The organism is Campylobacter sp. CFSAN093249 (assembly GCF_011067895.1).
Classification (GTDB): domain Bacteria; phylum Campylobacterota; class Campylobacteria; order Campylobacterales; family Campylobacteraceae; genus Campylobacter_D; species Campylobacter_D jejuni.
The window spans coordinates 486,269-511,713 of the sequence record NZ_JAAMWM010000005.1 but is presented as its reverse complement, the minus strand read 5'-3'; the positions used below and the strand labels follow the sequence as shown (position 1 = coordinate 511,713).

Annotated in this window: 27 protein-coding genes and 1 pseudogene; 21 read left to right on the top strand and 7 right to left on the bottom strand. The window is 29.7% G+C overall.

From position 1 onward, the window contains the following. The first annotated feature begins 5 nt into the window (after positions 1 to 5). From napG to purU, 10 genes are all read left to right on the top strand, one after another. A complete protein-coding gene (napG, locus tag FBF10_RS06480; protein ID WP_002888939.1) occupies positions 6 to 746 on the top strand; it encodes a ferredoxin-type protein NapG in 741 nt (246 codons plus the stop codon). After that, complete coding sequence (napH, locus tag FBF10_RS06475) at positions 743 to 1,525, top strand: quinol dehydrogenase ferredoxin subunit NapH (protein WP_010891886.1); 783 nt, start codon at positions 743 to 745, stop codon at positions 1,523 to 1,525. The genes napG and napH overlap by 4 nt, the downstream gene beginning before the upstream one ends. Then, positions 1,522 to 2,046: a nitrate reductase cytochrome c-type subunit gene (locus FBF10_RS06470; protein ID WP_010891887.1), complete on the top strand. Its 525-nt coding sequence runs from the start codon at positions 1,522 to 1,524 to the stop codon at positions 2,044 to 2,046. Before napH ends, FBF10_RS06470 begins: the two co-directional genes overlap by 4 nt. 4 nt (positions 2,047 to 2,050) lie before the next feature. After that, positions 2,051 to 2,965 carry a WD40 repeat domain-containing protein gene (locus FBF10_RS06465; protein ID WP_002873491.1) on the top strand — a complete coding sequence of 305 codons (915 nt, stop codon included), beginning with the start codon at positions 2,051 to 2,053 and terminating at the stop codon, positions 2,963 to 2,965. After that, a complete protein-coding gene (locus FBF10_RS06460; protein WP_002867967.1) occupies positions 2,958 to 3,296 on the top strand; it encodes a chaperone NapD in 339 nt (112 codons plus the stop codon). The genes FBF10_RS06465 and FBF10_RS06460 overlap by 8 nt, the downstream gene beginning before the upstream one ends. Before the next feature lie 12 nt (positions 3,297 to 3,308). Further along, a complete protein-coding gene (tatA2, locus tag FBF10_RS06455) occupies positions 3,309 to 3,482 on the top strand; it encodes a Sec-independent protein translocase subunit TatA2 (protein WP_002888942.1) in 174 nt (57 codons plus the stop codon). Positions 3,483 to 3,560: 78 nt separating this feature from the next. Next, positions 3,561 to 3,809 (top strand): tetratricopeptide repeat protein, encoded by a 249-nt coding sequence (locus FBF10_RS06450; protein WP_002859818.1) that lies wholly within the window; start codon positions 3,561 to 3,563, stop codon positions 3,807 to 3,809. Further along, positions 3,806 to 4,297, top strand: a complete 492-nt coding sequence (locus FBF10_RS06445) for a hypothetical protein (RefSeq protein WP_002867966.1) — start codon at positions 3,806 to 3,808, stop codon at positions 4,295 to 4,297. Before FBF10_RS06450 ends, FBF10_RS06445 begins: the two co-directional genes overlap by 4 nt. Beyond that, positions 4,266 to 5,384 (top strand): CCA tRNA nucleotidyltransferase, encoded by a 1,119-nt coding sequence (locus FBF10_RS06440; protein WP_020246962.1) that lies wholly within the window; start codon positions 4,266 to 4,268, stop codon positions 5,382 to 5,384. The genes FBF10_RS06445 and FBF10_RS06440 overlap by 32 nt, the downstream gene beginning before the upstream one ends. Continuing rightward, positions 5,381 to 6,205 carry a formyltetrahydrofolate deformylase gene (purU, locus tag FBF10_RS06435; RefSeq protein ID WP_002859821.1) on the top strand — a complete coding sequence of 275 codons (825 nt, stop codon included), beginning with the start codon at positions 5,381 to 5,383 and terminating at the stop codon, positions 6,203 to 6,205. The genes FBF10_RS06440 and purU overlap by 4 nt, the downstream gene beginning before the upstream one ends. Here purU and FBF10_RS06430 read toward each other — a convergent pair. Next, positions 6,202 to 7,476: an aminotransferase class V-fold PLP-dependent enzyme gene (locus FBF10_RS06430; protein ID WP_002860760.1), complete on the bottom strand. Its 1,275-nt coding sequence runs from the start codon at positions 7,474 to 7,476 to the stop codon at positions 6,202 to 6,204. The genes purU and FBF10_RS06430 overlap by 4 nt on opposite strands. 35 nt (positions 7,477 to 7,511) lie before the next feature. On the opposite strand from FBF10_RS06430, the gene FBF10_RS06425 reads away from it, so the two are divergent. The 4 genes and pseudogenes from FBF10_RS06425 (at position 7,512) to FBF10_RS06415 (ending at position 10,842) form a co-directional block, all read left to right on the top strand. Beyond that, a complete protein-coding gene (locus tag FBF10_RS06425; protein ID WP_079263633.1) occupies positions 7,512 to 8,390 on the top strand; it encodes a DUF234 domain-containing protein in 879 nt (292 codons plus the stop codon). A 3-nt stretch (positions 8,391 to 8,393) separates the two neighbouring features. Then, entirely contained in the window at positions 8,394 to 9,413 is a 1,020-nt protein-coding gene (flgS, locus tag FBF10_RS06420) for a fla regulon two-component system sensor histidine kinase FlgS (protein ID WP_002852488.1), read from the top strand. A gap of 140 nt (positions 9,414 to 9,553) precedes the next feature. Further along, positions 9,554 to 9,885 (top strand): annotated as a pseudogene (locus FBF10_RS08820) (hypothetical protein); the annotation flags it as partial. Beyond that, the gene (locus tag FBF10_RS06415) at positions 9,874 to 10,842 is read left to right on the top strand and encodes a hypothetical protein (protein ID WP_240367364.1); all 969 of its coding nucleotides are present in this window, start codon (positions 9,874 to 9,876) and stop codon (positions 10,840 to 10,842) included. The pseudogene FBF10_RS08820 and the gene FBF10_RS06415, both read left to right, overlap by 12 nt. Positions 10,843 to 10,899: 57 nt before the next feature. Here the strand turns inward: FBF10_RS06415 and murF are convergent, their stop codons facing one another. The 6 genes from murF to FBF10_RS06385 are packed head-to-tail and all read right to left on the bottom strand — an operon-like array spanning position 10,900 to position 16,760. Further along, positions 10,900 to 12,327 carry a UDP-N-acetylmuramoyl-tripeptide--D-alanyl-D-alanine ligase gene (gene murF / locus FBF10_RS06410; protein ID WP_002869923.1) on the bottom strand — a complete coding sequence of 476 codons (1,428 nt, stop codon included), beginning with the start codon at positions 12,325 to 12,327 and terminating at the stop codon, positions 10,900 to 10,902. Further along, positions 12,328 to 13,047: an alpha/beta hydrolase gene (locus FBF10_RS06405; protein ID WP_002867950.1), complete on the bottom strand. Its 720-nt coding sequence runs from the start codon at positions 13,045 to 13,047 to the stop codon at positions 12,328 to 12,330. It lies immediately after the preceding gene. A 1-nt stretch (position 13,048) separates the two neighbouring features. Next, the gene (locus tag FBF10_RS06400; RefSeq protein WP_002852622.1) at positions 13,049 to 13,264 is read right to left on the bottom strand and encodes a type II toxin-antitoxin system Phd/YefM family antitoxin; all 216 of its coding nucleotides are present in this window, start codon (positions 13,262 to 13,264) and stop codon (positions 13,049 to 13,051) included. 59 nt (positions 13,265 to 13,323) lie between these two features. Continuing rightward, complete coding sequence (locus tag FBF10_RS06395) at positions 13,324 to 14,364, bottom strand: D-alanine--D-alanine ligase (protein WP_002869413.1); 1,041 nt, start codon at positions 14,362 to 14,364, stop codon at positions 13,324 to 13,326. 9 nt (positions 14,365 to 14,373) lie between these two features. Beyond that, positions 14,374 to 14,925 carry a Holliday junction branch migration protein RuvA gene (gene ruvA / locus FBF10_RS06390; RefSeq protein WP_002888193.1) on the bottom strand — a complete coding sequence of 184 codons (552 nt, stop codon included), beginning with the start codon at positions 14,923 to 14,925 and terminating at the stop codon, positions 14,374 to 14,376. After that, a complete protein-coding gene (locus FBF10_RS06385) occupies positions 14,901 to 16,760 on the bottom strand; it encodes a flagellar assembly protein A (RefSeq protein ID WP_002888191.1) in 1,860 nt (619 codons plus the stop codon). The genes ruvA and FBF10_RS06385 overlap by 25 nt, the downstream gene beginning before the upstream one ends. A 103-nt stretch (positions 16,761 to 16,863) precedes the next feature. Here FBF10_RS06385 and murJ point away from each other — a divergent pair, with 103 nt between their 5' ends. From murJ to FBF10_RS06350, 7 genes are read left to right on the top strand one after another with little or no spacing between them, the layout of a single operon-like run. After that, complete coding sequence (gene murJ / locus FBF10_RS06380; RefSeq protein WP_002872969.1) at positions 16,864 to 18,315, top strand: murein biosynthesis integral membrane protein MurJ; 1,452 nt, start codon at positions 16,864 to 16,866, stop codon at positions 18,313 to 18,315. After that, a complete protein-coding gene (cysS, locus tag FBF10_RS06375) occupies positions 18,315 to 19,703 on the top strand; it encodes a cysteine--tRNA ligase (protein WP_052789846.1) in 1,389 nt (462 codons plus the stop codon). Before murJ ends, cysS begins: the two co-directional genes overlap by 1 nt. Continuing rightward, complete coding sequence (locus FBF10_RS06370; protein WP_002889121.1) at positions 19,696 to 21,438, top strand: ABC transporter ATP-binding protein; 1,743 nt, start codon at positions 19,696 to 19,698, stop codon at positions 21,436 to 21,438. The genes cysS and FBF10_RS06370 overlap by 8 nt, the downstream gene beginning before the upstream one ends. Positions 21,439 to 21,469: 31 nt before the next feature. Further along, complete coding sequence (locus FBF10_RS06365) at positions 21,470 to 22,528, top strand: quinone-dependent dihydroorotate dehydrogenase (RefSeq protein ID WP_002889127.1); 1,059 nt, start codon at positions 21,470 to 21,472, stop codon at positions 22,526 to 22,528. Beyond that, entirely contained in the window at positions 22,525 to 23,775 is a 1,251-nt protein-coding gene (locus tag FBF10_RS06360; protein WP_002889128.1) for a pitrilysin family protein, read from the top strand. Before FBF10_RS06365 ends, FBF10_RS06360 begins: the two co-directional genes overlap by 4 nt. Then, a complete protein-coding gene (dapA, locus tag FBF10_RS06355) occupies positions 23,768 to 24,664 on the top strand; it encodes a 4-hydroxy-tetrahydrodipicolinate synthase (protein ID WP_002852574.1) in 897 nt (298 codons plus the stop codon). Before FBF10_RS06360 ends, dapA begins: the two co-directional genes overlap by 8 nt. Then, on the top strand, positions 24,664 to 25,443 hold the full coding sequence (locus FBF10_RS06350) for an enoyl-ACP reductase (protein ID WP_002852476.1): 780 nt from the start codon (positions 24,664 to 24,666) through the stop codon (positions 25,441 to 25,443). The genes dapA and FBF10_RS06350 overlap by 1 nt, the downstream gene beginning before the upstream one ends. Positions 25,444 to 25,445: the final 2 nt, after the last annotated feature.

Here is a 25,445-nt window from a genome sequence, read left to right as displayed (position 1 = left end):
ATTAAATGAAAGGTAGAAGAGAATTTTTCGTTAGTGCCTTTAAGGCTGCATGTTTATGTACAGGAGGTGGATTTTTGGCTAATTTGGCTTTAAAAGCCGATGATAATTATGCTTTGCGTCCTCCTGGGGCTGAAGATGAAGCTAGGTTTTTAAGCAAATGTGTTCGTTGTGGGCTTTGTGTAAAAGCCTGTCCTTATGATACTTTAAAGCTTGCTAGCTTGTTAGATAGTCCAAAAAATGGTACGCCTTTTTTTAAGGCAAGAGAAATTCCTTGCTATCTTTGTAAGGATATTCCTTGCATTAGAGAATGTCCAACTGATGCTTTAGATAAAAAGCATTTAGAGCAGGGTATAGAATCTTTGAAAATGGGTATTGCTATTGTTGATAGTGCTTCTTGTGTGGCACACTGGGGAATTCAATGTGATGCTTGTTATAGAGCTTGTCCTTTGATAGATAGGGCTTTAAAACTTGAGCTTAAACGCAATGAACGCACCGCCAAACATGCTTTTTTACTACCTAGTGTGGATCATGAAGTGTGTGTAGGTTGTGGGCTTTGTGAACTGGCTTGTATTACTGAAAAACCGGCCATTCGTGTTTTGCCAAGGGAGTATGTATTGGGAAAAGCAGGATCTCATTATGTAAAAGGCTGGGATGAAAAAGATGAAGGTCGTATAAAAAATGCAGATACTTCAAAACATTTTAATGTTAAAAAAGCAACCAATTATTTAAATGATGGAGAACTGTGATGAAGTATTTAATTGCTAGACGCATCGTTCAGCTTGGAATTTTAGCGCTTTTTAGTTTTAAAGCTACAGATTTTATCTTGCAGGGAAATTTAAGTTCTTCTAGACTTTTTAATACCATACCTTTAAGCGATCCTTTTGCAGTTTTGCAAATCATTCTAGCAAGCTGGAGTATAGATTTAATGGCTTTAATAGGAGCTTTGATTATATTTTTTATCTATGGTTTGCTTTTAGGAAGGGTTTTTTGCTCTTGGGTTTGTCCTGTTAATTTAATCACAGATTTTGCTGCTTTTGTGCGAAATAAATTAACCCTTAATAATAAATTTTTAATTTTGCCTAAAAATTTACGCTATTTTGTATTGGTCTTGGTTTTAGTCCTTTCTTTTGTATTTTCATTGCCTGTGTTTGAAAGTTTTTCTTATATAGGAATGATACATAGAGGGATTATTTTTGCTACAAGTTCTTGGATTTTTGTAGCCTTTATACTTTTTTGTATCGATACTTTTTTAAGTCCTAGGGCAATTTGTTCACATTTTTGTCCACTAGGAGCTTTTTATGCTTTTATTTCTCGTTTTGCTTTGCTTAAAATAAAGCATGATAGTGATAAATGCACTAAATGTTATGAATGTATCCGTATTTGTCCTGAAAAACAGGTTTTGTGGATGGTTGGAAAAGAAAGTACTAGCGTGAAATCAGGAGAGTGTATAAGGTGTGCAAGATGTATAGAAGTTTGTAATGATGATGCTTTGAATTTTAATATTTTTGATTTAAGGAATAAATAATGAAGAAGAAATTGGTTTTATTAGGAAGCGCTGCAGTGGTATTTTTTGCCGCTTGTGCAATGAATAGTGGGGTAAGTTCAGAACAAATTGGACTTAGAAAAGCAAGTTTAGAAAATGAAAATAAAGTAAATTTAGTGGAGGCAAATTTCACAACTTTACAGCCTGGGGAATCTACTCGTTTTGAGCGTTCTTATGAAAATGCACCACCGTTAATTCCGCATGCTATTGAAGATTTGTTACCTATAACTAAAGATAACAATATGTGCTTAAGCTGCCATGATAAGGCTATAGCAGCAGATGCTGGTGCAACTCCACTTCCTGCTAGTCATTATTATGATTTTAGACACAATAAAACCACAGGAGATATGATTAGTGATAGTCGTTTTAATTGCACTCAGTGTCATGTTCCACAAAGTGATGCAAAACCTTTAGTGGGAAATAGCTTTAAACCTGAATTTAAAAATGAACAATTAAAAAGTCGTTCAAATTTAATTGATGTGATTAATGAGGGTGTAAAGTAAATAAATGAAAAAATTTCTTTTTATTTTGAGTCTTTTTTGTGTTTTGTCTTATGCTTATGAGCTGAAATTAAATGCCAATATAACAGCTTTAAAGCTTGATAAGCAAAACTTATATATAGGCACTGATAAAGGTGAAATTTTGCAATATAACATTAAAGATAAAAGTTTAAAAGAACTTTTATCTTTGCCAAAGATTAAAAATTATTATGGTGATGATTTTGCTAAAATTTACAACATTGATATTTTTAAACATACACTTTTAATACTTAGCGAGGGTGATTTTGGTGCTAAAAATTTAAGTTTTTATAAGGAAAATTTACAAATCAAAAAGCTCGAAGAAAATAGCATAATAAAAGCATTTTTTATCAATGAAAATACTTATCTTTTGATTTCTATTGGTTCTGAAATAGAATTGATTGATAAAAGTTTAAAAAATATAAAAAAATTTAATTTTTCCCATTCTAGTCTTAATGATGCAGTTTTAAATGAAGATAAGAGTAGACTAATTGCAGGTTTTGAGAGTGGCGAAGTAGAACTTTTTGATTTGAAAAATTGGAAGATGTTGAAAAACTATGATAAAATGCATAAAGATAATATCTATCAAGTAGATTTTAAAAATAATGTTATTTTAAGTTGTGGAACGGATAGGCGTATAGGAGTTGTAAAAAATGAAGAACAAAATTTTTTACAAAAAGATTTTTTGATATATACTTGTGCTTTAAGTCCTAATGGAGAATTGGCTGTTTATAGCGATAATGAAGCTGGAGTTAGTGAAGTTTTTAGCACAAGTGATTTTAAGCCTGTTAAAACTTTTAATAATGAAAATTTGATGAGTGAGTTTATTATTTTTTTAAACAATAAAGATTTTATCGTTTCAGGCTTTGGTGATAGTATAATGTTTAGGAGTATTGATGAATAATCTTTCTAGTGTTTTGATTTTAGCAAAAGAAGAATATATAAATGATTTAAAAAAGGCTATATCTGAAATTCCTTTTTGTTCTGTAGAACTTTGTGAAAATGAAAAGATTATAGTTGTGATTGAAAGTGAAAATTTAGAAGATGAATTAAACTCTTATAAAATGCTTGAGAAATTGCCAAATATTATCAGCATTAATATGGTTTTTTCTTATCAAGATTTAAATGATGATATCCAAAAAGCAATCAATAGTGGTGCAATAGAAACGATAGAAAAAAATGAAAATGCTGAGAATATTCGCTACTATGGTAGTGTATTTAATCAATTTTCTTAAAGTGTAAAGTATATGGTATTTTTAATCCCATTGCTTGTTATAATTGGTGTTATTTTTGGAATTGATTATGTGTATTTTAAAAATCAAGATTTAAAAGTGCAAGTTAAAAAAGAACAAAAAGAATTAAATTCTAGCTTAGAGAAAGAAAAAAAAGAATATATAGAAAAATTGTTTAAAACAAAATAGACATTAAAAATCATCTTATTTTCTTAAAGATAAATTAAAAAGCTTTTTGCTAGAATTAAAGAAAAATTTTAGGAAACAGTGATGAAAAATACAGTCACTGAAGCTTCTATCTATGAGGCTCAAGGGTTAAAAGACGAAGCTTTAGAAATTTATAAAAATATCTTAAAAGAAGATCCAGATAACCAAAACGCTATCGATGCGGTTCGTCGTCTTAGTGGTTTTAGATCCAAGCATAAAGATTTAAACACTCAAATGTTGGATTTTTTTATTAATATGAAAAGCGATGAAGAAATTAATGAATTTAAAAGGTGGTTGATAAAAATATGAATTTGGAAGATTTAGCTAAAAAAACCATTAGCGAAGTTAGCTCTATCATGGAAGAGCAAAGAAGACAAAATGAAATTTTAAAAGAACAAGAATTAAATAGAAAAACTGAAATAAAAGATGAATTACCGCCTATGGAGTTTGTATGCGAAGAGCTTGATACTCCGCAAGACTTAGAAGATAAAATTTCTATGGCAAAATTTGAAGAAGAGCAAAAAATACAAAATAATATTGAAATTTCTACTCAGGAAAATGAAGAGTTTAAAAAAGAAGAGCCTTTTTTACAAAGTGAAATTTTAAATCCTAGTGTTATGACAGAGGTTCAAACGCTTAATGAGGATATTTTTTTAAAACATCTTAGAGAGAGAATTTTAGTTCTTTTTGAAGGTTTAAATAGTATAAAAAAAGATGATCTTGAAAATAGGTTAAACTTGACCATAAATTTTTTAGAGTTTTTACTTGCAAATATCGAAGATAAGCTTAAAAAATAATCCCGATTTACAGTTTATTGCTGAGTTTTTAAAGCCTTATACCAAACGAGCGTATTTGGTTGGAGGTAGCGTTAGGGATTTGTTTTTAGGCTTAAAAATTTGTGACTATGATATAGAGCTTTATGATATAAAACCTAAAGATTTTGAAAAGATTATGCAAAAATTGGGCGCACAAGGCTTTGGAAAAAGTTTTTTTGTGTATAAGTTTAAAAATTATGATTTAGCTCTTGCTAGAACCGAAAATAAAATAAGCTATGGACATAAAGGTTTTGAAGTTCAAATTTGTAATGATGAAAAACTTGGCGCCAAAAGACGCGATTTTACCATAAATTCTATGATGATTAATCTTTTTAACGATGAGTTTTTAGATTTTTATGGAGGATTAAAAGATCTAGGAGCAGGCTTTTTAAGGCATATTGATAAACAAAGCTTTCAAGAGGATAGTTTAAGAGTATTAAGAGCAGTAGTATTTGCTTCAAGGTTTAACTTTAAGATAACTAGCGAAAGCTTGAAATTGATGCAAAGTATGGATATAACTGATCTTAGCAAAGATAGGATCAATGCGGAGCTTTATAAATTCTTTAAAAGTCCTAGACTTGATGTCGGCTATAGATATTTGCAAGAACTTGACTTAGAAAAACAGATTTTCGGCTTTGAGAGTATTTTTAAGAGTTTGGAATTTCAAAATTTGCTCAGACAAAGTAGAGAATTTGTAAAAAGCGATGCTTTATTCTTGTATTTGTATTTGAATTTTTTTAATTTAGAAAAAGATATATTTTTTAAAAGAACCAAACTTCAAAAAGAATACCTAAAATACGCAAATCAAGCTTTTTATCTTGATGATATAAGTGATTTTGAGCTAGCAAAAATTGCTTTTGAAATGCCTTTGAAGGAATGGCTTGGACTTTGGAGTAAAAAGCGTATTGAGCAAGCTAAAAGATTAGGGCTTTATGAGAATAAGTTTGAAAGTAAAATTTTAGCAAAAGATTTCATAAATGCTGGATTTTGTGGTAAAATTCTTGGCCTAAAGCTTCAAGAAGCAAGAGAGAATGAATTAAAAGAATATATAAAAGGTTTAGCTAAATGATTTCTGTATTAAAAATTTGCACCAAAGATCAAAAAGGTTTAATCTATAGAATTTCTGATGTTATTTTTAAATATCATATCAATATAGTAAAAAACGATGAATTTGTAGGCGAAGGAATGTTTTTTTTTCGTGCTCTTTTAGAAGGTGAGTTTGATAAAGAAGCTTTTATAGGAACGCTTGAGGCTATGCTTGGACAAGAAGCCTTGATAGAGCTTTGCGAGAAGAGAAAAAAAGATATTGTTGTTTTTGCTACTAAAGAAAGTCATTGTTTGGGAGATTTGCTAATAAAGCATTATAGTAACGAACTTGAAGCAAATATCAAAGCTGTGATTTCAAATCACAACTCTTTAAAGGATTTAGTTGAGAAATTTGAAATTCCTTATCATTTTATCAGCGCTGAAAATTTAGATCGTAAAGAGCAAGAAAATCAGATTTTAAAATGTCTTGAACAATATAAATTTGATTATTTGGTTTTAGCAAAATATATGCGAATTTTATCTCCTGATTTTGTTAGGCATTTTGAAGGCAAGATTATAAATATTCACCATTCTTTTTTACCTGCATTTATAGGAGCAAATCCTTATAAACAAGCCTTTGAAAGAGGGGTTAAAATAATTGGAGCTACGGCACATTTTGTAAATAATAATCTTGATGAAGGTCCTATTATCACTCAAGCTGTTTCGCCTGTAAACCATGAATTTACTTGGCAAGATATGCAGCAAGCAGGTAGAAATATAGAAAAAGATGTTCTTTCAAAAGCACTTGATTTGGCTTTTGAAGATAGAATTTTTATATATAATAATAAAACTATAATATTTTAATGTGATAATTTTATTATAGTTTTATTTAAAGCATTAAAAAAATAATCAATATCCTCTTTTTCATGCGTATAATGCAAGCTTATTCTTAACCAACCTGGTTTTGTTTTAAGTTTTTGATTATCTTTTAAGCCTAGCAAATCATGACCATAAGGCCCAGCACAAGCACATCCAGCGCGTGTTTCTATGTGGTATTTTTTACTAAGTTCGTAAGCGATATCAAAAGGAGAAATTCCTTTGATATTGAAAGCAAAAATAGGCAATCGGGTTTTTAAATTCTTTGCGTATAAAATTAAATTAGGTATAGTTTTTAGTTTTTCAAAAAAATAATCTTTTAGAATTTCTTCTTTTTTTTCTATATTTTTAATCCCTATAGAATCTTTGATTTTAAAAGCTAAGCTAGCGCGAATGAGTTGTAAAATTCCAGGTGTTCCTCCTTCTTCTAAAGCTTCTTCATTGCAAAGGTAGCATTGTGAAGTGCGAGAAACATAGCCCACAGTTCCACCTGCTGCAAAGCTAGGCTTGTTTCCACAAAGATCTTTTTTGATAGCTAAAAGTCCAGAACCGCCAATACCACCGATTAATTTATGAGAACTTATAAACAACGCATCATAGTATTGACAAGATATGTTTTTATAGGGAATGAAACTAGATGCATCAAAAGCAACTATCCCTTTAAATTTACGAACCATTTCAGAAATGCGTTTGTAATCACTTAATATCCCAGTAACATTTGAAGCTAAAGAAAAGCTAGCGATTATTTTTCTTTTTTTGTTTTTTTGTAAAGTTTTTTCTAGAAAATCAAAATCAATTTCCCCATTTTTATCCAAGGGAATTCTAATACATTCGCACAAGCCTTCTCGAAATGAAAGTTCATTAGAATGATGCTCATAAGGCCCTACGATAACTAAAGGTAAGGTATTTTTATCAATTTGCGTAAAATATCTTTCTTTTACAAGAGGGGGAATGTAAATGCCGATCAATTCTTGAAATTTTTTAATAGCACTGCTTGATCCTGTTCCGCAGGCTATAAGGGCAAAATTTTCATCTAATGATAAACTTTTTTTTATATCTTTTCTTGCTTGTTCGTAAATTTGTTGAGTTTTAAAAGAATTCAAAGAGCTATCAGAATGTGTGTTTGCATAGGTTGGGAGAATTTTTGAAATTTCTTTTTCTACACATTTTAGAGCTAAAGCACTTGCTGTGAAGTCAAAATGCAAAATACCTTTTTTTAAGATCAATTCTTTTTTTAAATCTGAAATTTGCAAATACAATCCTTATAAAAATTTGCTAAAATTATACTATAAAAATGCTTTATAAAAGGAAAAATATAAAATTTAAGAACTTTGTAGATTTGCATAAGAATTTGTCTTTAAGTAAGCTTTTTGATTTTTATAGTGTGTTTGAAGGTTTTGAAAAATTAAACATTTTAAATTTTGAAGACGATGTATTTACAAATATAGAGCGAATTTTGCTTGATGATTATCTAAAAATTAAAAGTTATTTCGCCTTGGATGAAACAAGTTCTTACGCTCTTACTTTACTAGCTAAAAACAATCGCAAGCGTTTTTCTATCAATAGAAAAATTCAGCATTTTAAAGCTTTATCTACACTTAAATATCTTTTAGAAACAGGTATAATAAAACTTGAGTATAGTAAGGAAGCTAAAAAAATAAAAGATAAAAGACAAAAAATCAAAAAAGAACTAAGATCTTATGTTGTCCAAGATAAGATTATATTTAGCAACCATTTTACTCGTTTCTTTTTTTATTTTTTAAAGCCCAATGAAAAGCTTATTTTGCAAAATCGTTATAAAGAAGTTTTAGAATGCATTAAGGAAAAATTTGAGCTTTATCAAAGTTTTTGTTTTGAACAACTTTCTAGAGAATTGCTTGAGAAAAAATTCAATATCAATGGAGTGCAAAGCTACTGGGATAAGAATTTAGAACTTGATCTTTATTATCAAGATGAAAATTTGTGTTTTGTCGGAGAAGTTAAATTTAAAAATAAAAAAATTTGTAAAAATATTTTAAATCTTTTAAAATCAAAAGTAAAGTCTTTAAATTTGACTCCAAATTATTACATTATAATCTCAAAAAATGGTTTTAGCAAGGAATTTGATAAAATATGCGAACAGAATTTGCTTTTACTTGATTTGAATGATTTTAAGATTTTATTAGAGGAATGATAAATGAATGAAAGTATTTTAAAAAGTTTAGACTCAAATGAAAAAGAAACCCTACAAAAAGGCTTAGAAAGTCTTATAGAACAAACTTATGTAATAGAAAATGAATACAAAACTTTAAATGAAAACTATAACTCCTTACGCGCAATGGTTGATGAGATTATAGAGGTGTTGCCTAGTGCGCTTTGGATTTTAGATAAAGAAAAAAATATTATTTTACAAAATCAAGAAGCCTTGAAAAATCCAAAATTACTTAGTATCATTAGTCTTGATAAAATTCGTGATGAGCTTGAATTTGAAGGTAGGTTTTATGCGGTAAAAATCATAGCGCATAATGAAAAAACTATAGTTTCAGCTACAGATATTAGCGATGAAAAACGCAATGAAAGGCTTGCAAGCATGGGTAGTGTAGCGGCTCATTTGGCACATGAGATAAGAAATCCTATTGGATCTATATCTTTACTTGCTTCAACCCTTTTTGCTCGTAGTGAGCTTAAAAATAAGCATATAGTTCTTGAAATCCAAAAGGCTATTGCTAGAGTGGAGCGTATCGTAAATTCAACTCTACTTTTTACTAAGGGTGTACACATCAATGCTTTAAATTTTAATCTTTTAGAGTTAAAAGAAGAGTGTGAAAGTGCCATTAACTCTTATAATTTCACTTCTCAAATAGACTTTGAAATATCTTTTTTGGATAAGCAGATTTGTGCTGATAAAGCTCTTCTTGGTTTGGTTTTGCAAAATTTGATTTATAATGCTATTGATGCGATAGAAGAAAGCGAATGTGAAAAGCCTATGATTAAAATTTTAGCAAGTTATGATAATGAAAAAATATGCATCAGAGTGTATGATAATGGTTGTGAAATAAAAGATGAGAAATTGGTTTTTGAAGCTTTTAAAACAACAAAACTTAAAGGCAATGGACTTGGCTTGTCTCTTTCTAAAGAAATCATAAACGCTCATAAGGGAGAGTTAAGTTTTCAAAGTGATCCTAAGAATTTTTATTTTACCTTACCTTTGGTGTGATAAATATTTTCTTTTCACCCCAAAACGGAACAGATCTTGCTTATATTATTTTAATATATTTAGGTTGAAGGCAGAAAAATCTAAATTAAGGAATTAATATGAGTATCTTTAGTATCAATGATAACTCAAACTATGGTTCTATGCTTTCACAAGCAAAAGCTAATAAAGAAAGTAAAGAAAATTCTAAAATAAGTTTTGCTAATGCTTTTTTAAAACAAAATGCTAGTAAATTAAATGAAATTCAAAATGCAAATTCACAAACTCTAGCAAGAAGTGAAGTATTAAATTCTACTAATACAACAAATACTAGCAATAATACTAATTTTAGTATAAGTAGTAAGACAAGTTCTCCTAATTATGATATATCAAGTGAATTATTTATACTCTAAAATATAAACAAGCAGATACAAGCAATATTGTATCTTTAGCTTATGGTTATGGAGTAGATGCTAATGGTTATATGGGAAGTGATTTTAACAAAGCTGCGGGACTTCCTGAAGATTTTAAGATACATAAATCTACTTTGGATGAGATTAAAAAAGCTGCTGAAAATGATCCTGTTGTTTCAAGTACAAAAGAATACTTAGGCGTAAGCGAGTATTATACTAATATCGATATGGCTGAAACCATAAAACAATATTATAATCTTTTTTCTAATGCTTTAGGTCAAAGTTTTCCAAATGATAAAACAAGTTTTAGTGAAGCAGATATAAATTCTATGCCTAAGGGGTATGCTATAAATGGAATAAAATCGATGGATTTTAATGATCCAGGCAATAGAATGAATATCACTCACCTAAGAGATTTTTCAAATTCTTCTATTGCAAATATTTATCAAACCCCTGAACAAATGAAAGAAGCTGAAAGTTTATATATACAATCAGGATCTTTAATAGATGGCATAAATGGACATAGTTTTGGTTTATCTTTGGAAGAAATCAAAAATGTTTCTAAAGGTGAAGAATGGCAATTTAATCCTGATATGTCAGTTTATCCACAAAATGAAGATGGAAGCTATTCTAAAGAAGCTTTATTTATGAGTTTTTTAAAATCATATGGTAGCGGACAACCTGTTGAGAGTCCAAAAACCACACTTAATCCAAAAGTAGAAGCTTACAATAGGGCTATGGCTAAAGAAAGTTTTAATGGTGATAGCATTGCTTTAAATGACATTATGACAGGCAAAGTTGATTTTGCAAGTTTGTTAAAAGGTTATGCGCAAGATGGTTGGCTTGATGCAGGTATTTATGCAATGGAAAAAGGAGTTGCTTGGCAAAATACAAGCATAGGTTATGGTGGAGCTTGGTTTGATAATCAGTTTAATCAAGCAAAAGCTAATGGTTGGAAAGCAAGCAGTGAAAGTATAAATTCTTATGTTGGATCTATAATGGATAGACTTAATAATCTTATAGGACAAACTAGGGTTTAGGAAGTATTTGCACGAAGTCAAATTAAAAATGATGACATTTGCAAATACTTATGCAAATCACATAAAGCTAGGTGCATCGTTTGAAAAGAGTATCAAATCTCCATGTTTTGTTTCTTTAGCTAGAGTTTGAACTAGCTGACTCTTTTCTTTAAGTATAATGGTTTTTATTTTTAACTCTTTTTTGAAAATTTCAGCATTGATTTGTGCACTAATGATAGCAAGATCAAAACACTCATTGATGATTTTAGCAAGTTTTATATTTTCTTCTTCGCTTACTTCTACTATACCAGGACTTACTAAAACTTTGCGTCCTTTATAGCTTTTACAAAGTTTATAGCTTGTGCTCATACCTTTAAAATTTCCATTAAAACCATCATCTATGATAAATTTAGGCTCTCTTGAAAGCACTTGCAAGCGATGTTCTACGGAATTTATATTTAAAACTTGCTTTTGAATTTTTTCTAGTTTTATGCCAAGATAATGAGCACAAAGTATACAAACACAAAGATTTTGCGCATTAAAATCCCCTAAAATTTGACTTTTAAAATCATAGGATTTATTTTCTATATCGACTTTAAATTCTAAACCTTCAAGACTTGAATGAATAAGACTTAATTTCTCATCATAAAGGCTGATGAGTTTATCTCCTTCTTTTTGGGTGCTAGAGTGTAAAAAAGCCTTTTCTAGTCTTTTGGAATTTAAGGCTTCAAGTTTGGTTGAGCGGATATTTTCAACACTTTTAAAATACTCTAAATGTGCATTGCCTATCTCTCCTACTATGCTGATGTGAGGTTGTAAAAAACGAGTGATTTCATCAATATCGCCTTTAAGTCTAGCACCTGCTTCAGCTATGTAAATTTGAGTATCTTGGCTTAAATTGTTATTGATATCAGCAACTATACCTAGCAAGGTATTGACAGATCGTGGTGTTTTGTAGCTTTTAAAGTCATCTTTTAAAAGTTCGTATAAAAAATTTTTAATACTTGTTTTTCCAAAACTTGCGGTAATGAGTATGATTTTTAAATTTTCATTGGCTCTTAGTTTGGCTTTGGCTTGTTTTTTATAATATAAATTTGTAAAAAACTCATAAATTTTAAGACTCAATAAAGCAAAAGGAAGACTAAAAAGATTAAAAAGAAAAGAAAAACGCAAAGCAAGGATGGTAAAAATAGCATTATAAACAAAAACAAAAACAAAAAACCATTTAACCTTACTTGTAAAAACAAGCTTTTTATCTATGCCTTTATTCCAAAAATACAAAATCGGAGTATGGATCAATGCAAAATATGCCAAAGAGTATAAAGGAAAAGCTAAGAATAAAAAATAAGGGATAAATAAAAAATACAAATGCCATAAAGGTTTATGATAATGAAAAAACACGCGTTTAAATTTATAAGAATACCATTGTAAAGCACTCATAAGATAAAAAGCTATACAAAAATTAAAAAATAAAGAATTGATAAAATAAAGAGTATTGATAAGCATTTAAATTTCCTTAATTTTTTGAGCTATGAAAGCAGAATATTTTAAAAAGAAAAAATGATCCCCCTCTAAAGGATAAAAAGTGCTATTTTTTAAAAGTTGATGCATTTTTTCACCACAATACAAAGGCGTGGCTTCATCGCTTTTTCCCCAAAAAACCAAGCTTTTAGCCTTTTGCTTGGCAAAAATTTCACCAAAATCCTCATCAACAACATTTTTAAAGGTTTCATACATCATAGGGCTAAGATTTGCTCCATCTTTACTAGCAAAATAGCGATAAAATTTTCCCAAACCAAAGAGTTTTAAAATTTTAAAAATACGGATTTTAAAACGCACTTTTAGGGATTTTTTAGCTAAAATTCCTGCACTTGAAAGTAAGATTAGGGTGTCTTTTTCTTTTGCGAGTAGGGTGCTTACTTTTCCACCAAAAGAATGCCCCATGAAAAAACAGACATTGAGTTTTTTTTGTTTTAAAAAAAGTTCTGTGATATTGGCATAATCTTGAGTGTTTAAAATTTCTTCCACACTTGAATTTCCAAAACCCGCCAAATCCATATAAATTTGACAAAAGTCTTTCAAAAAAGGATAAAAACTTTGCTTCATAAGTTCTTTATTGGCTCCCCAGCCGTGTAAGATAAGTATTTGCGGTAAGGTAAGATCACCTAAAATTTCATAAGAAATTTGATAAGTTTTGTTTTTATAAGAAAGTTGAGTTTGAGCCATTTTAAGCCTTTTGATTTTTGTAGATATTTTCTAAAAGTTGCATGGCGTTTTGTAAGCGTTCAAATTCCTTCATGCTAAGCATTACAGCTTCAAATTTGTTATTTTTTAAAATAACTATTTTTCCACTTTCGCTTTTTTTGAGTTTTTCCATAATGGGGCTAAAATTTCTTACCACTTCGGTGGCAGTGTAAATTTCATCTTGTTTAAAAGAGAGCATTTTTCTTCCTAAAATACGCTAAATTTTATGTATAATTTAGCGTATTTTGACTTAAAAGCTTATAATTTTCCTTTTTGTCCGTTGATAGAGTGAAGGAAGTTGTAGCTGATTTTTATCATTTTTTCAAGTGAAATTTGATCAGCTAAAGCGTTTAAAGTAGTACTAAAATCTTTAAAAAGATAATTAGCCAAAGAACCAGGATTTGGGTTGATTTCATTTAAATATATTTCATTATCCAGTATAAAAAAATCGCAGCGTATTAAAGCACCTTTAAACAAAGGATTGTAGATCTTTTTAAAACTATCTTTGAGTTTTTCTTTTAATTCTTCGCTTAAATTTGCTTCTATAAGCTCATTGTGTCCTGAAAAGCTAAGATATTTTTGTTCAAAGTCTAAAAATTCTTTTTTCTTTGGCTCTTCTATGATGGAAAAAACAAACTCATCATTGATCATACATCCTGCAAGATTGTATTCTTTGATATTGTTTTTAAATTCTTCCACTACAAGATCATTATCAAATTCAAAACCTACATCTTTGGCGTATTCTAAATCTTTTTCATCTTTTACTATACTAATACCTATGCTACTTCCAAGTCTTGCAGGTTTGATAATGCAAGGAAAACTAAGCTTTTCTTTAGAGTTTTGCCCTTTTCTTACCATGGTATAATCAAGTGTTTTTACTCCAACGCTTTTGGCATAAAGTTTGGTAAGTTCTTTGTTGAAAGATAATACGCTGGCTTCAAGCCTAGGTCCTATAAATTTAATAGAATAAAACTCAAATAAAGCTGCAATTTTTCCATCTTCTCCATCTCTACCATGGATAAGATTGATCACGCACTCGCACTCTAGTTTATTTTCTTTTAAAAAGCCTTTGCTAAAAAAACCTCCTTGTTTGATGAAAAGTTCTTTTTCTTTTTTATAAGCTTTGGTGCTAAAAGTTTTAGAATTCATTTTTTCACTTGGGATATGATAAAATCTTCTTTCTTCATCACAAAAAATAAATTCTAAATTTTGATTAATAACTTTTTTAAGTACTACAGCACTTACTATACTGATCTCATGTTCATAAGAATTTCCGCCAAAAAGTATTGCAAATTTCATTTTATTCCTTTATCCTAGTTTTTTAAGAGCTTCTTTGATGAGTTCGCTTGTGCCTGTTGCTTGAGCACTTGCTAAAACACTTATGATTTTTTCTTGTTTAAAGCCTAGAGTAAGAAGTGCGGCTAAGGCTTCACTTTTTTCATCGCTTACATTTTCAAGTTTGGTTTTTGTATCTGAAAGTTCTACTATAATGCGTTTCGCACTTTTTGGACCTATACCAGGTACTTTTTTAAGCACGCTTTCATCGCCTAAACTTAACGCTTTGTAAAAAGAATTTACATCAAGACTAGAGCATACCGCCATAGCAGTATTTGCACCCACTCCATTGACTTTTAAAAGCATTTCAAACATTTTTTGTTCATCTTTATCCAAGAAGCCATAAAATTTATTAGAATCTTCTTTGATGATTTGAGTAATAAAAAACTCATGCTTTTCTTGAGTTTGAATTTTAGCAGAACAAAAAAGCGAAATAAATATCCCATAGCTTAAACCACTAGCACATTTAACAATGATAAAAGTAGGTTCTTTTTTTGTGATTATTCCTTCGATGCCGACAACCATGCTATATCCTTTTCTTCATAATCTAATTTTTTATGTATTTCTATACTTTCTTGGTTGTTTTGTATGACTTTTTTAATACCTATAAATTTAGCACTTTCATTAACAAATGAAGAGTAAAAAATATCTTCTTTAGGTTCTAGAAGTGAAAATTTGATCTCATTCATGTCAGTCCATTTGCCGCTTTTATTTATAAGAGTTGCTTCAAAAAGCATTTTTTGCAAATTGATTAATTCTAATTGTAAAGATTTTTTGCGTTCAAGAAGTTCTTTTTCTTCATTTTGTAGTTTATTTAATTCAAGATTTTGTAAAGAGAAATCTTTTAGGGCTTTTTCGTATTGTATAGGAACATTTTGACCTTGATTTTTAAGTTCTGTTATCTTTTTTTCAACGCTTAAAATTCCATTTTTACTTGATAAAATGTATTGTCTTATTTTATTCATTTTATGATTTAACTTAGAAATTTGCTCTCCTAAAATCGCAAATTCTTCATCATAATTACTATCAAGAGTTTTAATTTTAGCATGAAATTTATTGTTATCCCCGTTGATGCGTTCTATTGTGGTGTTTTCAAAAAACACACAAGAATTATTACTTTCTAAATTTTCTATATAGATTTTATCAGCTTGTATATTTCCGCCTAAACTTTTTTTAATTCTCACTTCTTTAGCTTTGATTGTTCCACCTTCGAGCAAATCTATATTTAAAATTTCGGCTTCTACAAATCCTCTATGAGTTTTTATATAGGCTTGTTTGGCTTGAATTTTGGCTTTAGAATGTGTAGTGCCTTCAATTTTCATTTTAGCGGCATTAAGTTGAGTGTTGCTTCCTACGCTTCCGACTACATTTAATTCTTCACATTCTATCCCAACCCCAGAATTTACAGCATCTTTTACTTCTGAAAGAAATTTTATATTGATTTTGACATTTTTGTCTAGTCCAGCTCTTATAATCCCTATATTTTTAAAATCTACTCCATTAAAATCTAGTTCATTGGCAATATCAAATTTTTCACCATCTTGTACTACATAACCTTTTTTTAAAGCTATATATTCTGTGTATCCATCTTGCTCTACTTGTTTAAAAGCCGAAGAACAAGAAAATTTAACTTTATTTTCATTTGCGGCTAAAACTTTTAAGGTGTGTAAATTTAAGTCTTTTCCTTCTTTACCTTGTTTAAATTTGGCGTGTTTTAAAACAACTTCGTTTTCATCAACAACAATAATACCTGAGCGTTTTTCATCGATAGTGTAGTTTTTGGTTTTTTCTTTATAAGCCAAGATCAGGGATTCATCTTGACTTTCTATAGGATCAATACCTTGTGCAACGGTGATTTGTATAGTTTTATTTAAAGGGATGTTTTTATGTTGGTTGCAAAAAGACATTAAATTTTTCTTAAAATCAAAAATGCGGATACCTATTAAAAATTTAAGTTTCAACATCTTTTTATAAATATTTTGCAAAAGTTCTAGTGCTAGTTTTTCATGAAAGTCTAAATTTGTAAAATCAATTTGAGCAACTATTTTGGTTAAATTTTTATTTGCAACTAGTTTGACTGCTTGAGATGCTTTGCTTTGGTTTATACCGTGGAAAATTTCTATTTTGTATTCTTGCTTGATTTGAAGATCATTTTTTAAAAAAATTTCATCTTTATCAAAAAGAGTTAATTCTTTTTCAGAGATTTTTTCCCATTCTAAATCTCCAAAACGATATTGTGTAGAAAACGCCAATAAACTAAAATCAAGCTCATTTAAGCTAAGGTTTGTTCGTGAAGCTACGCTTAAAAGCTCTCGAGCTGGATTTTCTGTATAGGCAATAATTTTTTCATCCAAAGCCAAAACTTTCCCCTTGTAAAAAATTAAGAATGTAATTATAGTCAATTTTTAATCAATTTTAGTTAAAATAGTTCTCTTTATATTTTGAAGTTTATGAAAAAATTTAATGAAGAGTTTAGTATTTAAAAATTTTATTATCAATGCTTTAGGAATTTTATTTTCAAGAATTTTAGGGCTTGCTAGAGATGTTTTAATAGCGCTTTTTTTAGGAGCAGGGCTTTATAGTGATATTTTTTTTGTGGCTTTAAAAATGCCTGCTTTTTTTAGAAGAATTTTTGCAGAAGGGGCTTTTGGACAAAGTTTTTTGCCTAATTTTGTAAAAGCGAAAAAAAAAGGAGCTTTTTGCGTTAGTGTAATGATGCAATTTAGCCTTATAGTTTTTTTATTTTGTCTTTTGGTAAGTTTTTTCTCCTCTTTTTTTACCAAGCTTTTTGCTTTTGGGTTTAACGCAGATACTATAGCTTTAGCGGCTCCTTTGGTGGCGATTAATTTTTGGTATTTGTTTTTTATTTTTTTAGTTACTTTTTTAGGAGCTATTTTAAATTATAGACAAAAATTTTTCATTACCTCTTTTTCTGCGGCATTATTTAACTTAAGTATTGTTATAGCTGCCTTTTTTGTGGATAAAAATGCACCGCAAAATACACTTTATTATTTTTCTTATGCAACGGTTTTAAGTGGGGTGGCACAGCTTATTTTACATTTGCTTGTTTTAAAAAACAATCCTGTAATCCGTGCTATGGCTTTAAGTATAAAATTTAAAAAAGCCAAGGCGAAATTACAAGGTTTTTATGGCAATTTTTTTCATGGAGTTTTAGGTTCTTCTGCGACTCAATTTAGCTCATTGCTTGATACAACTATAGCTAGTTTTTTAATGAGCGGGAGTATTTCTTATCTTTATTATGCAAATCGTGTCTTCCAACTCCCCCTGGCACTTTTTGCTATTGCTTTAACTCAAGTTTCTTTTCCAAAAATTTTAAAACATTTAAAAAGTGATCAAGAAAATTTAGCCTTAAAATTTATGCAAAGAGCATTAGCACTTTTAAGCATTTTGCTTATTGCTTCTAGTATTGTAGGTTCTGTGTTTGCTTTGGAAATTTCAAAGCTTTTATTTGAAAGAGGAAATTTCACTCACGAAGATAGTGTGATTACAGCTTATGTTTTGATTGCTTATCTTATAGGGCTTTTACCTTTTGGTTTGCAAAAGCTTTTTTCTTTGTGGCTTTATGCAAAATTTAAACAAAAAACAGCAGCTTGGATCGCGGTAAAATCTTTAATTATCAGTGCTTTATGTTCTATGGCTTTTATATTTTTGATTAAAGATGAAAGTTTAAAGGTTATTGCAGTGGCACTTTCAAGCTCTATTAGTGCTTTTTATTTGCTTGGAGCTAATATCAAAGAATTTGGTTTTAAGAAATTTTTTGCTTTAATATCTATTAAAATTTGCTTATTGGTTATAGTTGCTTTGATTGTTTTTACGATCTTACTTATTTTGATTAAACCTTATATTTTAAGTTTTTTTATAGGAATTTTTACAAGTTTTAAAGGAGTTTTTTAATGAGATTATTAGATAGTGTAACAAAAGAGAAAATAAAACTTGATAAAAAAGATATTAGTATTTACTTATGCGGGCCTACGGTTTATGATGATGCACATTTAGGACATGCAAGAAGTAGTGTTTGTTTTGATCTTTTGCGTAGAGTTTTACTTGTTCAGGGCAATAGGGTAAAATTTGCTAGAAATTATACAGATATTGATGATAAGATTTTGAAAAAAATGGCTCAAAGTGGTCAAACTTTAGAGGAAATTACGGAATTTTATATCAAAAGTTATGAAGAGGATATGAGGGCTTTAAATGTATTAGATCCTGATTTTAAGCCTCGTGCAACGCATTATATAACAGCTATGCTTGATTTGATTAAAAAGCTTGCTAAGGATGGGTTTGTTTATACTCTAGAAGATGGAATTTATTTTGATACAAGTAAAGATGAAAAATATTTAAGCCTATCAAATCGCAATTTAGAAGAAAATATTTCTCGTCTAAGTAATGAAGTGCAAAAAAGAAATGAAAGCGATTTTGTGCTTTGGAAATTTGATGAAAATTTTTACGAAAATGAATTTGGCAAAGGGCGCCCAGGTTGGCATACTGAATGTGTTGCTATGATTGATTCTATTTTTGAAAATACTCTTGATATACATGCTGGAGGGATAGATTTGCTTTTTCCTCATCATGAAAATGAAGCTGCGCAATGTCGTTGTGGATGTAAGAGAAAATTAGCAAATATTTGGCTTCATAATGGTTTTGTAAAAATCGATGGCGAAAAAATGAGTAAAAGTTTAAATAATAGTTTTTTCATAAAAGATGCTTTAAAAGAATTTATGGGCGAAGCTTTAAGATTTTATCTTTTGAGTTCTCATTATAGATCTCATTTTAATTATTCTTTATTGGATTTAGAAAATGCTAAAAAACGTTTAGATAAATTTTATCGCCTTAAAAAAAGATTGGATTTAGGTGAAATTTCTGATTTTGATGTTTTAAATGATATTGAAATAAAAAGCGAAATTGCTAAGCAAATTTTAGAGATTTTAAATGATGATTTAAATGTTTCTAAAGCCTTAGCTCTTTTAGATGATTTTATAAATAATGCAAATTTAGAGTTGGATAAAGAAAGCAAAAATAAAATTTTAAAACAAAATATCAAAGAAGCTTTAAGTGAGCTAGCTAAAATTTTTGGCTTTGGTTTTATGGATACAACTTTATATTTTCAATGGGGTGTAAGCAAAGAAGAACGAGAAGAGATTGAAAAGTTAATTTTAGAAAGAACTGAGGCTAAGAAAAGCAAAGATTTTAACACAGCTGATACAATAAGGGAGCAACTAAGTAGTAAAAAAATCACTCTTTTAGATACTCCAAATGGAACAATTTGGGAGAAAATAAATGCATAATGAGATGAATTTAAAAGAGGTTTTAATACGCTTTAAGCCCTTTTATAAAAGATATTGGAAGCAATTTGCTATAGCTATTTTTGGTATGATTTTAGCAAGCGGAGGAACTGCTGGAAGTTTTTATGCTTTAGAGCCTATTTTAAATTATATTTTCGTTGAAAAAAATGAAGCTTTACTTTATACAGTGCCTTTTTTGCTAGTATTGATGTATTTTTTTAAAAATCTTGGAACTTATCTACAAAGTTTTTATGTTTCCTTTATAGGAACAGATATGTTAAGAGTATTGCGTGCTAGGGTTTTAAAAAATGTTTTACGCTTGGATATGGATTTTTTTAAACGCTATAGAAGCGGAGAGCTTGTAAGTCGTTGTACTAATGATATTAATGCACTTCAAAGTATAGTATCAAACATTATTCCTGATTTTTTTAGAGAGCTTTTAACTGCTATAGGACTGCTTGCGGTAGTCTTGTATCAAAGTCCTACTTTGGCTTTTTTTGCTTTAGTGATTTTGCCTTTAGCTATTTTTCCTTTGGTATGGTTTGCTAAAAAACTTAAAAAATATGCAAGAAATATACAAGAAACAAATTCGGATTTACTTTCTTATTTGGGTGAAATTTTTTCAAATATTGAATTGATCAAAGCTAATGATAATGAAAAAAAAGAAAGTGATAAATTTGCTAAGCATAATGATACTTTATGTAAATTAAACCTAAAATCCGCATGTATTGATGCACTTACAAGTCCTTTAATGGATATGATGGGTTCTGTTGGGGTTGCTGTGGTGATTATTGTAGGAGGTAGAGAGGTTATCAATGGTTCTATGAGTGTGGGAAGTTTTATCAGTTTTGTTTCAGCACTTTTTGCGATATATACTCCTTTAAAGCGTCTTTCGTCTTTATATGGAAAACTTCAAGGTGCTGTTGCGGCAAGTGAAAGAACTTTTTATTTATTGGATTTAGAACCTCAAATTAAAGGTGGAAGCAAAGAATTAAAAAACATTGAAAAAATTAGCTTTGAAAATGTTGAATTTGCTTATGAAAACCCGCATAAAAGTGTTTTAAAAGGCGTAAATTTTGATTTTGTTAAAGGGCAAATGCTTGCTCTTGTAGGGACAAGTGGGGGTGGCAAATCTTCTATTATTAATCTTTTGATGTATTTTTATGAAAAGCAAAAAGGTAAAATTTTACTCAATCAAGAAGATATTAGCACTTTTACCATAGAAAGCTTACATGCTAAAATAGGACTTGTAACGCAAAATATTTATCTTTTTAATGATAGTTTTGCTGCAAATATTGCTTATAGCGAAGAGTTAGAAGAAGAAAAAGTCATCCAAGCTTTAAAATTGGCCAATGCTTGTGAATTTGTTAAAGAAATGGGCGGGATTTGGGCTGAAGTGAAAGAACATGGTAAAAACTTAAGTGGAGGACAAAAACAAAGAATAGCAATCGCTAGAGCTTTATATAAAAATCCTGATGTGCTTATTTTTGATGAAGCAACTTCAGCTTTGGATAATGAAAGTGAAAAAGCAATAGTTAAAACTATAGAAAATTTAAAACAAGATAGATTGATTTTAGTGGTTGCACATCGTTTAAGCACTATAGAAAATGCAGATAAAATAGTAGTATTGGATAAGGGCAAGGTATTGGCAATAGGTAAAGATGAAGAGCTTTTGCAAACTTGTTCTTTGTATCAAAAATTTAAAAGCAAAGAAAAAACAAAGCCTAGCTTTAGTTAATTTTAGTTAGAATTTCAAAAAGGATTAAAAAATGGCTTATGAAATGATAAAACCTTTACTTTTTAAGTTAAACCCTGAGCATGCACATGCTTTGGTTGAATATAGCTTAAGGGCTTTAAGTGCTAGTTTTCCAGGGGCTTTAAGTTTTTTAGCGTATAAATATATAGTTGATGATGAGAGTTTAAGGCAAAATTTACTTGGACTTGATTTTAATAACCCTGTGGGTTTAGCAGGAGGCTTTGATAAAAATGCTATTATGATAAGACCTTTGAGTGCTTTAGGATTTGGCTTTTTAGAAGTGGGAACTTTTACTCCAAAACCTCAAGAAGGCAATGAAAAGCCACGCCTATTTAGACTTGTAAAACAAGAAAGTATACAAAATGCTATGGGTTTTAACAACGAAGGTGCTGAAAAGATTGCTTTAAGGCTTGCAAAAACTTATCCTTTTGTTTTACCCTTAGGAGTAAATATAGGGAAAAATAAAATCACTCCAAATGATAAAGCCTTGGAGGATTATTTTACTTTGTTTAGAGATTTTAAGGATTTATGTGATTATTTTATCGTTAATATCTCATCTCCTAATACTAAAAATTTAAGAGAGTTACAAAATGATGATTTTTTAAATACCTTGCTTGAAGAAGCCAAAAAAATTACTTCTAAGCCTATTTTGATAAAAATTGCTCCTGATATGAAAATAGATGATGCTTTAAATTTATGTGAAAATGCTATTAAAAAAGGTGCAGATGGGTTTATATTAGCCAATACTAGTGTTGATTATAGCTTACTAGATAATAATCGTACTTTTGGTGGTATTAGTGGAAGGTTGATTACAGAAAAAAGTGGTATTTTTTTCAAAGAAGTAGCTAAAATTCTTTTTGGCAAAACCTTGCTTATTGCAAGCGGAGGGATTGATAGTGCTGATATTGCTTATGAGCGTATTAAAAATGGGGCTAATTTGGTGCAAGTTTATACAGCTTTGATTTTTAAAGGTCCTTCTTTGGTAAAAAATATCAATCAAAATCTTATAGAGCTTTTAAGAAAAGATGGTTTTTTACACATTAGCGAAGCTGTTGGGGTAAATTTAAAATGATTGCTTATGAAAAAATTCAATTAAAAAACAAGCTTGAAGTTTATGCTTTGCCTGTAAATAAAAATAGCGATGTGATTAGCGTTGATATTTTTTATAAAGTGGGTTCAAGAAATGAGATCATGGGAAAAAGCGGCATAGCTCATATGCTAGAACATTTAAATTTTAAAAGTACTAAAAATTTAAAAGCTGGCGAATTTGATGAGATTGTTAAGGGTTTTGGTGGTGTGGATAATGCAAGCACAGGTTTTGACTATACTCATTATTATATTAAATGTGCGAAGAAAAATTTAGATAAAGCTTTGGAACTTTTTGCAGAACTTATGGAGAATTTAAATTTAAAAGATGAAGAATTTCAGCCTGAAAGAGCAGTGGTTTTAGAAGAGCGTAGATGGAGAACAGATAATAATCCTTTGGGATATCTTTATTTTAGACTTTTTAATCATGCATTTATGTATCATCCTTATCATTGGACTCCTATAGGTTTTTTTAAGGATATAGAAAATTGGAGCATTGAAGATATTAAAGAATTTCACAGTATTTACTATCAACCTAAAAATGCGATTTTACTTGTAAGTGGCGATATAGAAAGTAAAGAAGTTTTTGAGCTTTCAAAAAAACATTTTGAAAAGATTAAAAATACTAAGACTATGCCTAAAATTCACACAAAAGAGCCTAAGCAAGATGGAGCAAAAAGAATATATTTGCATAAAAACTCAGATACTGAACTATTAGCCCTTGCTTATAAAATTCCAAATTTCAAGCACAAAGATATACCTGCTTTAAATGCTTTATCCGAGCTTTTAGGAAGTGGGAAAAGTTCTTTAATGAGTGAAATTTTGATTGATAAATTAAATTTAATCAATGATTATTATGCTTATGTTAATGATTGTATAGATGAAAATTTATTTATTTTTATTTGTAATTGTAACCCCAATGTTAATGCAGAAAAAGTAGAAAAAGAGCTTTTAAAAATCATTGATAAGCTTAAAATGGGTAAAATTTCTCAAAAAGATTTGCAAAGAGTGAAAAATAATGTCAAAAGCGATTTTATTTTCTCACTTAACAATGCTAGTGCAGTGGCAAATATTTATGGTTCATATCTAGCAAGAGGAGATATCAATCCTTTGTTAAATTATGAGAAAGATATACAAAATTTGGAATTAAAAGATTTGATTTCTTGTGCTAAAAAATATTTTATTCAAGAAAATTCAACTACGGTAATTCTAAGAAAGGATTCAAATGGATAAAAATATTATTATTGGGGCAATGACGGCCCTTATTACACCGTTTAAAAATGGAAAAGTTGATGAGCAAAGTTATGCAAGATTGATTAAAAGGCAAATAGAAAATGGCATCGATGCAGTAGTTCCAGTAGGAACAACAGGAGAAAGTGCAACTTTAACCCATGAAGAACATAGAACTTGCATAGAAATAGCCGTTGAGACTTGTAAAGGAACTAAAGTTAAGGTTTTAGCAGGTGCGGGAAGTAATGCAACTCATGAGGCAGTGGGTTTGGCTAAATTTGCTAAAGAGCATGGTGCTGATGGGATTTTAAGTGTGGCACCGTATTATAATAAACCTACGCAACAAGGACTTTACGAGCATTATAAGGCTATTGCGCAAAGTGTAGATATTCCTGTGCTTTTATATAATGTTCCAGGAAGAACAGGTTGTGAAATTTCAACGGATACTATTATCAAGCTTTTTAGAGATTGTGAAAATATTTATGGAGTAAAAGAAGCGAGTGGAAATATCGATAAGTGTGTGGATTTGCTTGCACACGAACCTAGAATGATGCTTATTTCAGGGGAAGATGCGATCAATTATCCTATACTTTCAAATGGTGGAAAGGGAGTGATTTCAGTAACTTCAAATTTATTACCCGATATGATTAGCGCTTTAACTCATTTTGCTTTAGATGAAAATTATAAAGAAGCTAAAAAAATCAATGATGAGCTTTATAATATCAATAAAATTTTATTTTGCGAAAGTAATCCTATTCCTATTAAAACGGCTATGTATTTAGCTGGATTGATAGAAAGTTTGGAATTTAGACTTCCTCTTTGTTCTCCAAGTAAGGAAAATTTTGCTAAAATTGAAGAAGTGATGAAAAAATATAAGATCAAAGGATTTTAATGAATACAGAATTTCAAGGAAAAACTTTAGTGATTAGCGGTGGAACTCGCGGGATAGGCAAAGCTATAGTTTATGAATTTGCCAAAGTGGGTGCAAATATAGCTTTTACTTATAATTCTAATGCGCAAATTGCTGATGAAATGGTTCAAGATTTGGAGAAAAATTATAAAATCAAAGCTAGAGCTTATGAGTTTAATATCTTAGAACCTGAAACCTATAAAGAACTTTTTGAAAAAATTGATGTGGATTTTGATAGAGTGGATTATTTTATCTCAAATGCTATCATTTCAGGACGTGCGGTTGTAGGTGGCTATACTAAATTTATGAAGTTAAAACCAAAGGGAATTAATAACATTTTTACAGCCACAGTAAATGCTTTTGTTGTGGGCGCACAAGAAGCAGCTAAAAGGATGGAAAAAGTAGGGGGTGGAAGCATTATTTCTATCTCATCTACAGGAAATTTAGTGTATATAGAAAATTATTCAGGTCATGGTACAGCAAAAGCCGCTGTAGAAGCTATGGCAAGATATGCGGCTACTGAACTTGGAGAAAAAAATATCCGTGTAAATGTCGTAAGTGGTGGGCCTATTGAAACTGATGCTTTAAGAGCTTTTACAAATTATGAAGAAGTAAAACAGGCTACTATAAATTTAAGCCCTTTAAATCGCATGGGGCAGCCTGAAGATTTGGCTGGAGCATGTCTTTTTCTTTGTTCAAGTAAGGCAAGTTGGGTGACAGGACATACTTTCATCGTTGATGGTGGTACAACTTTTAAATAAAA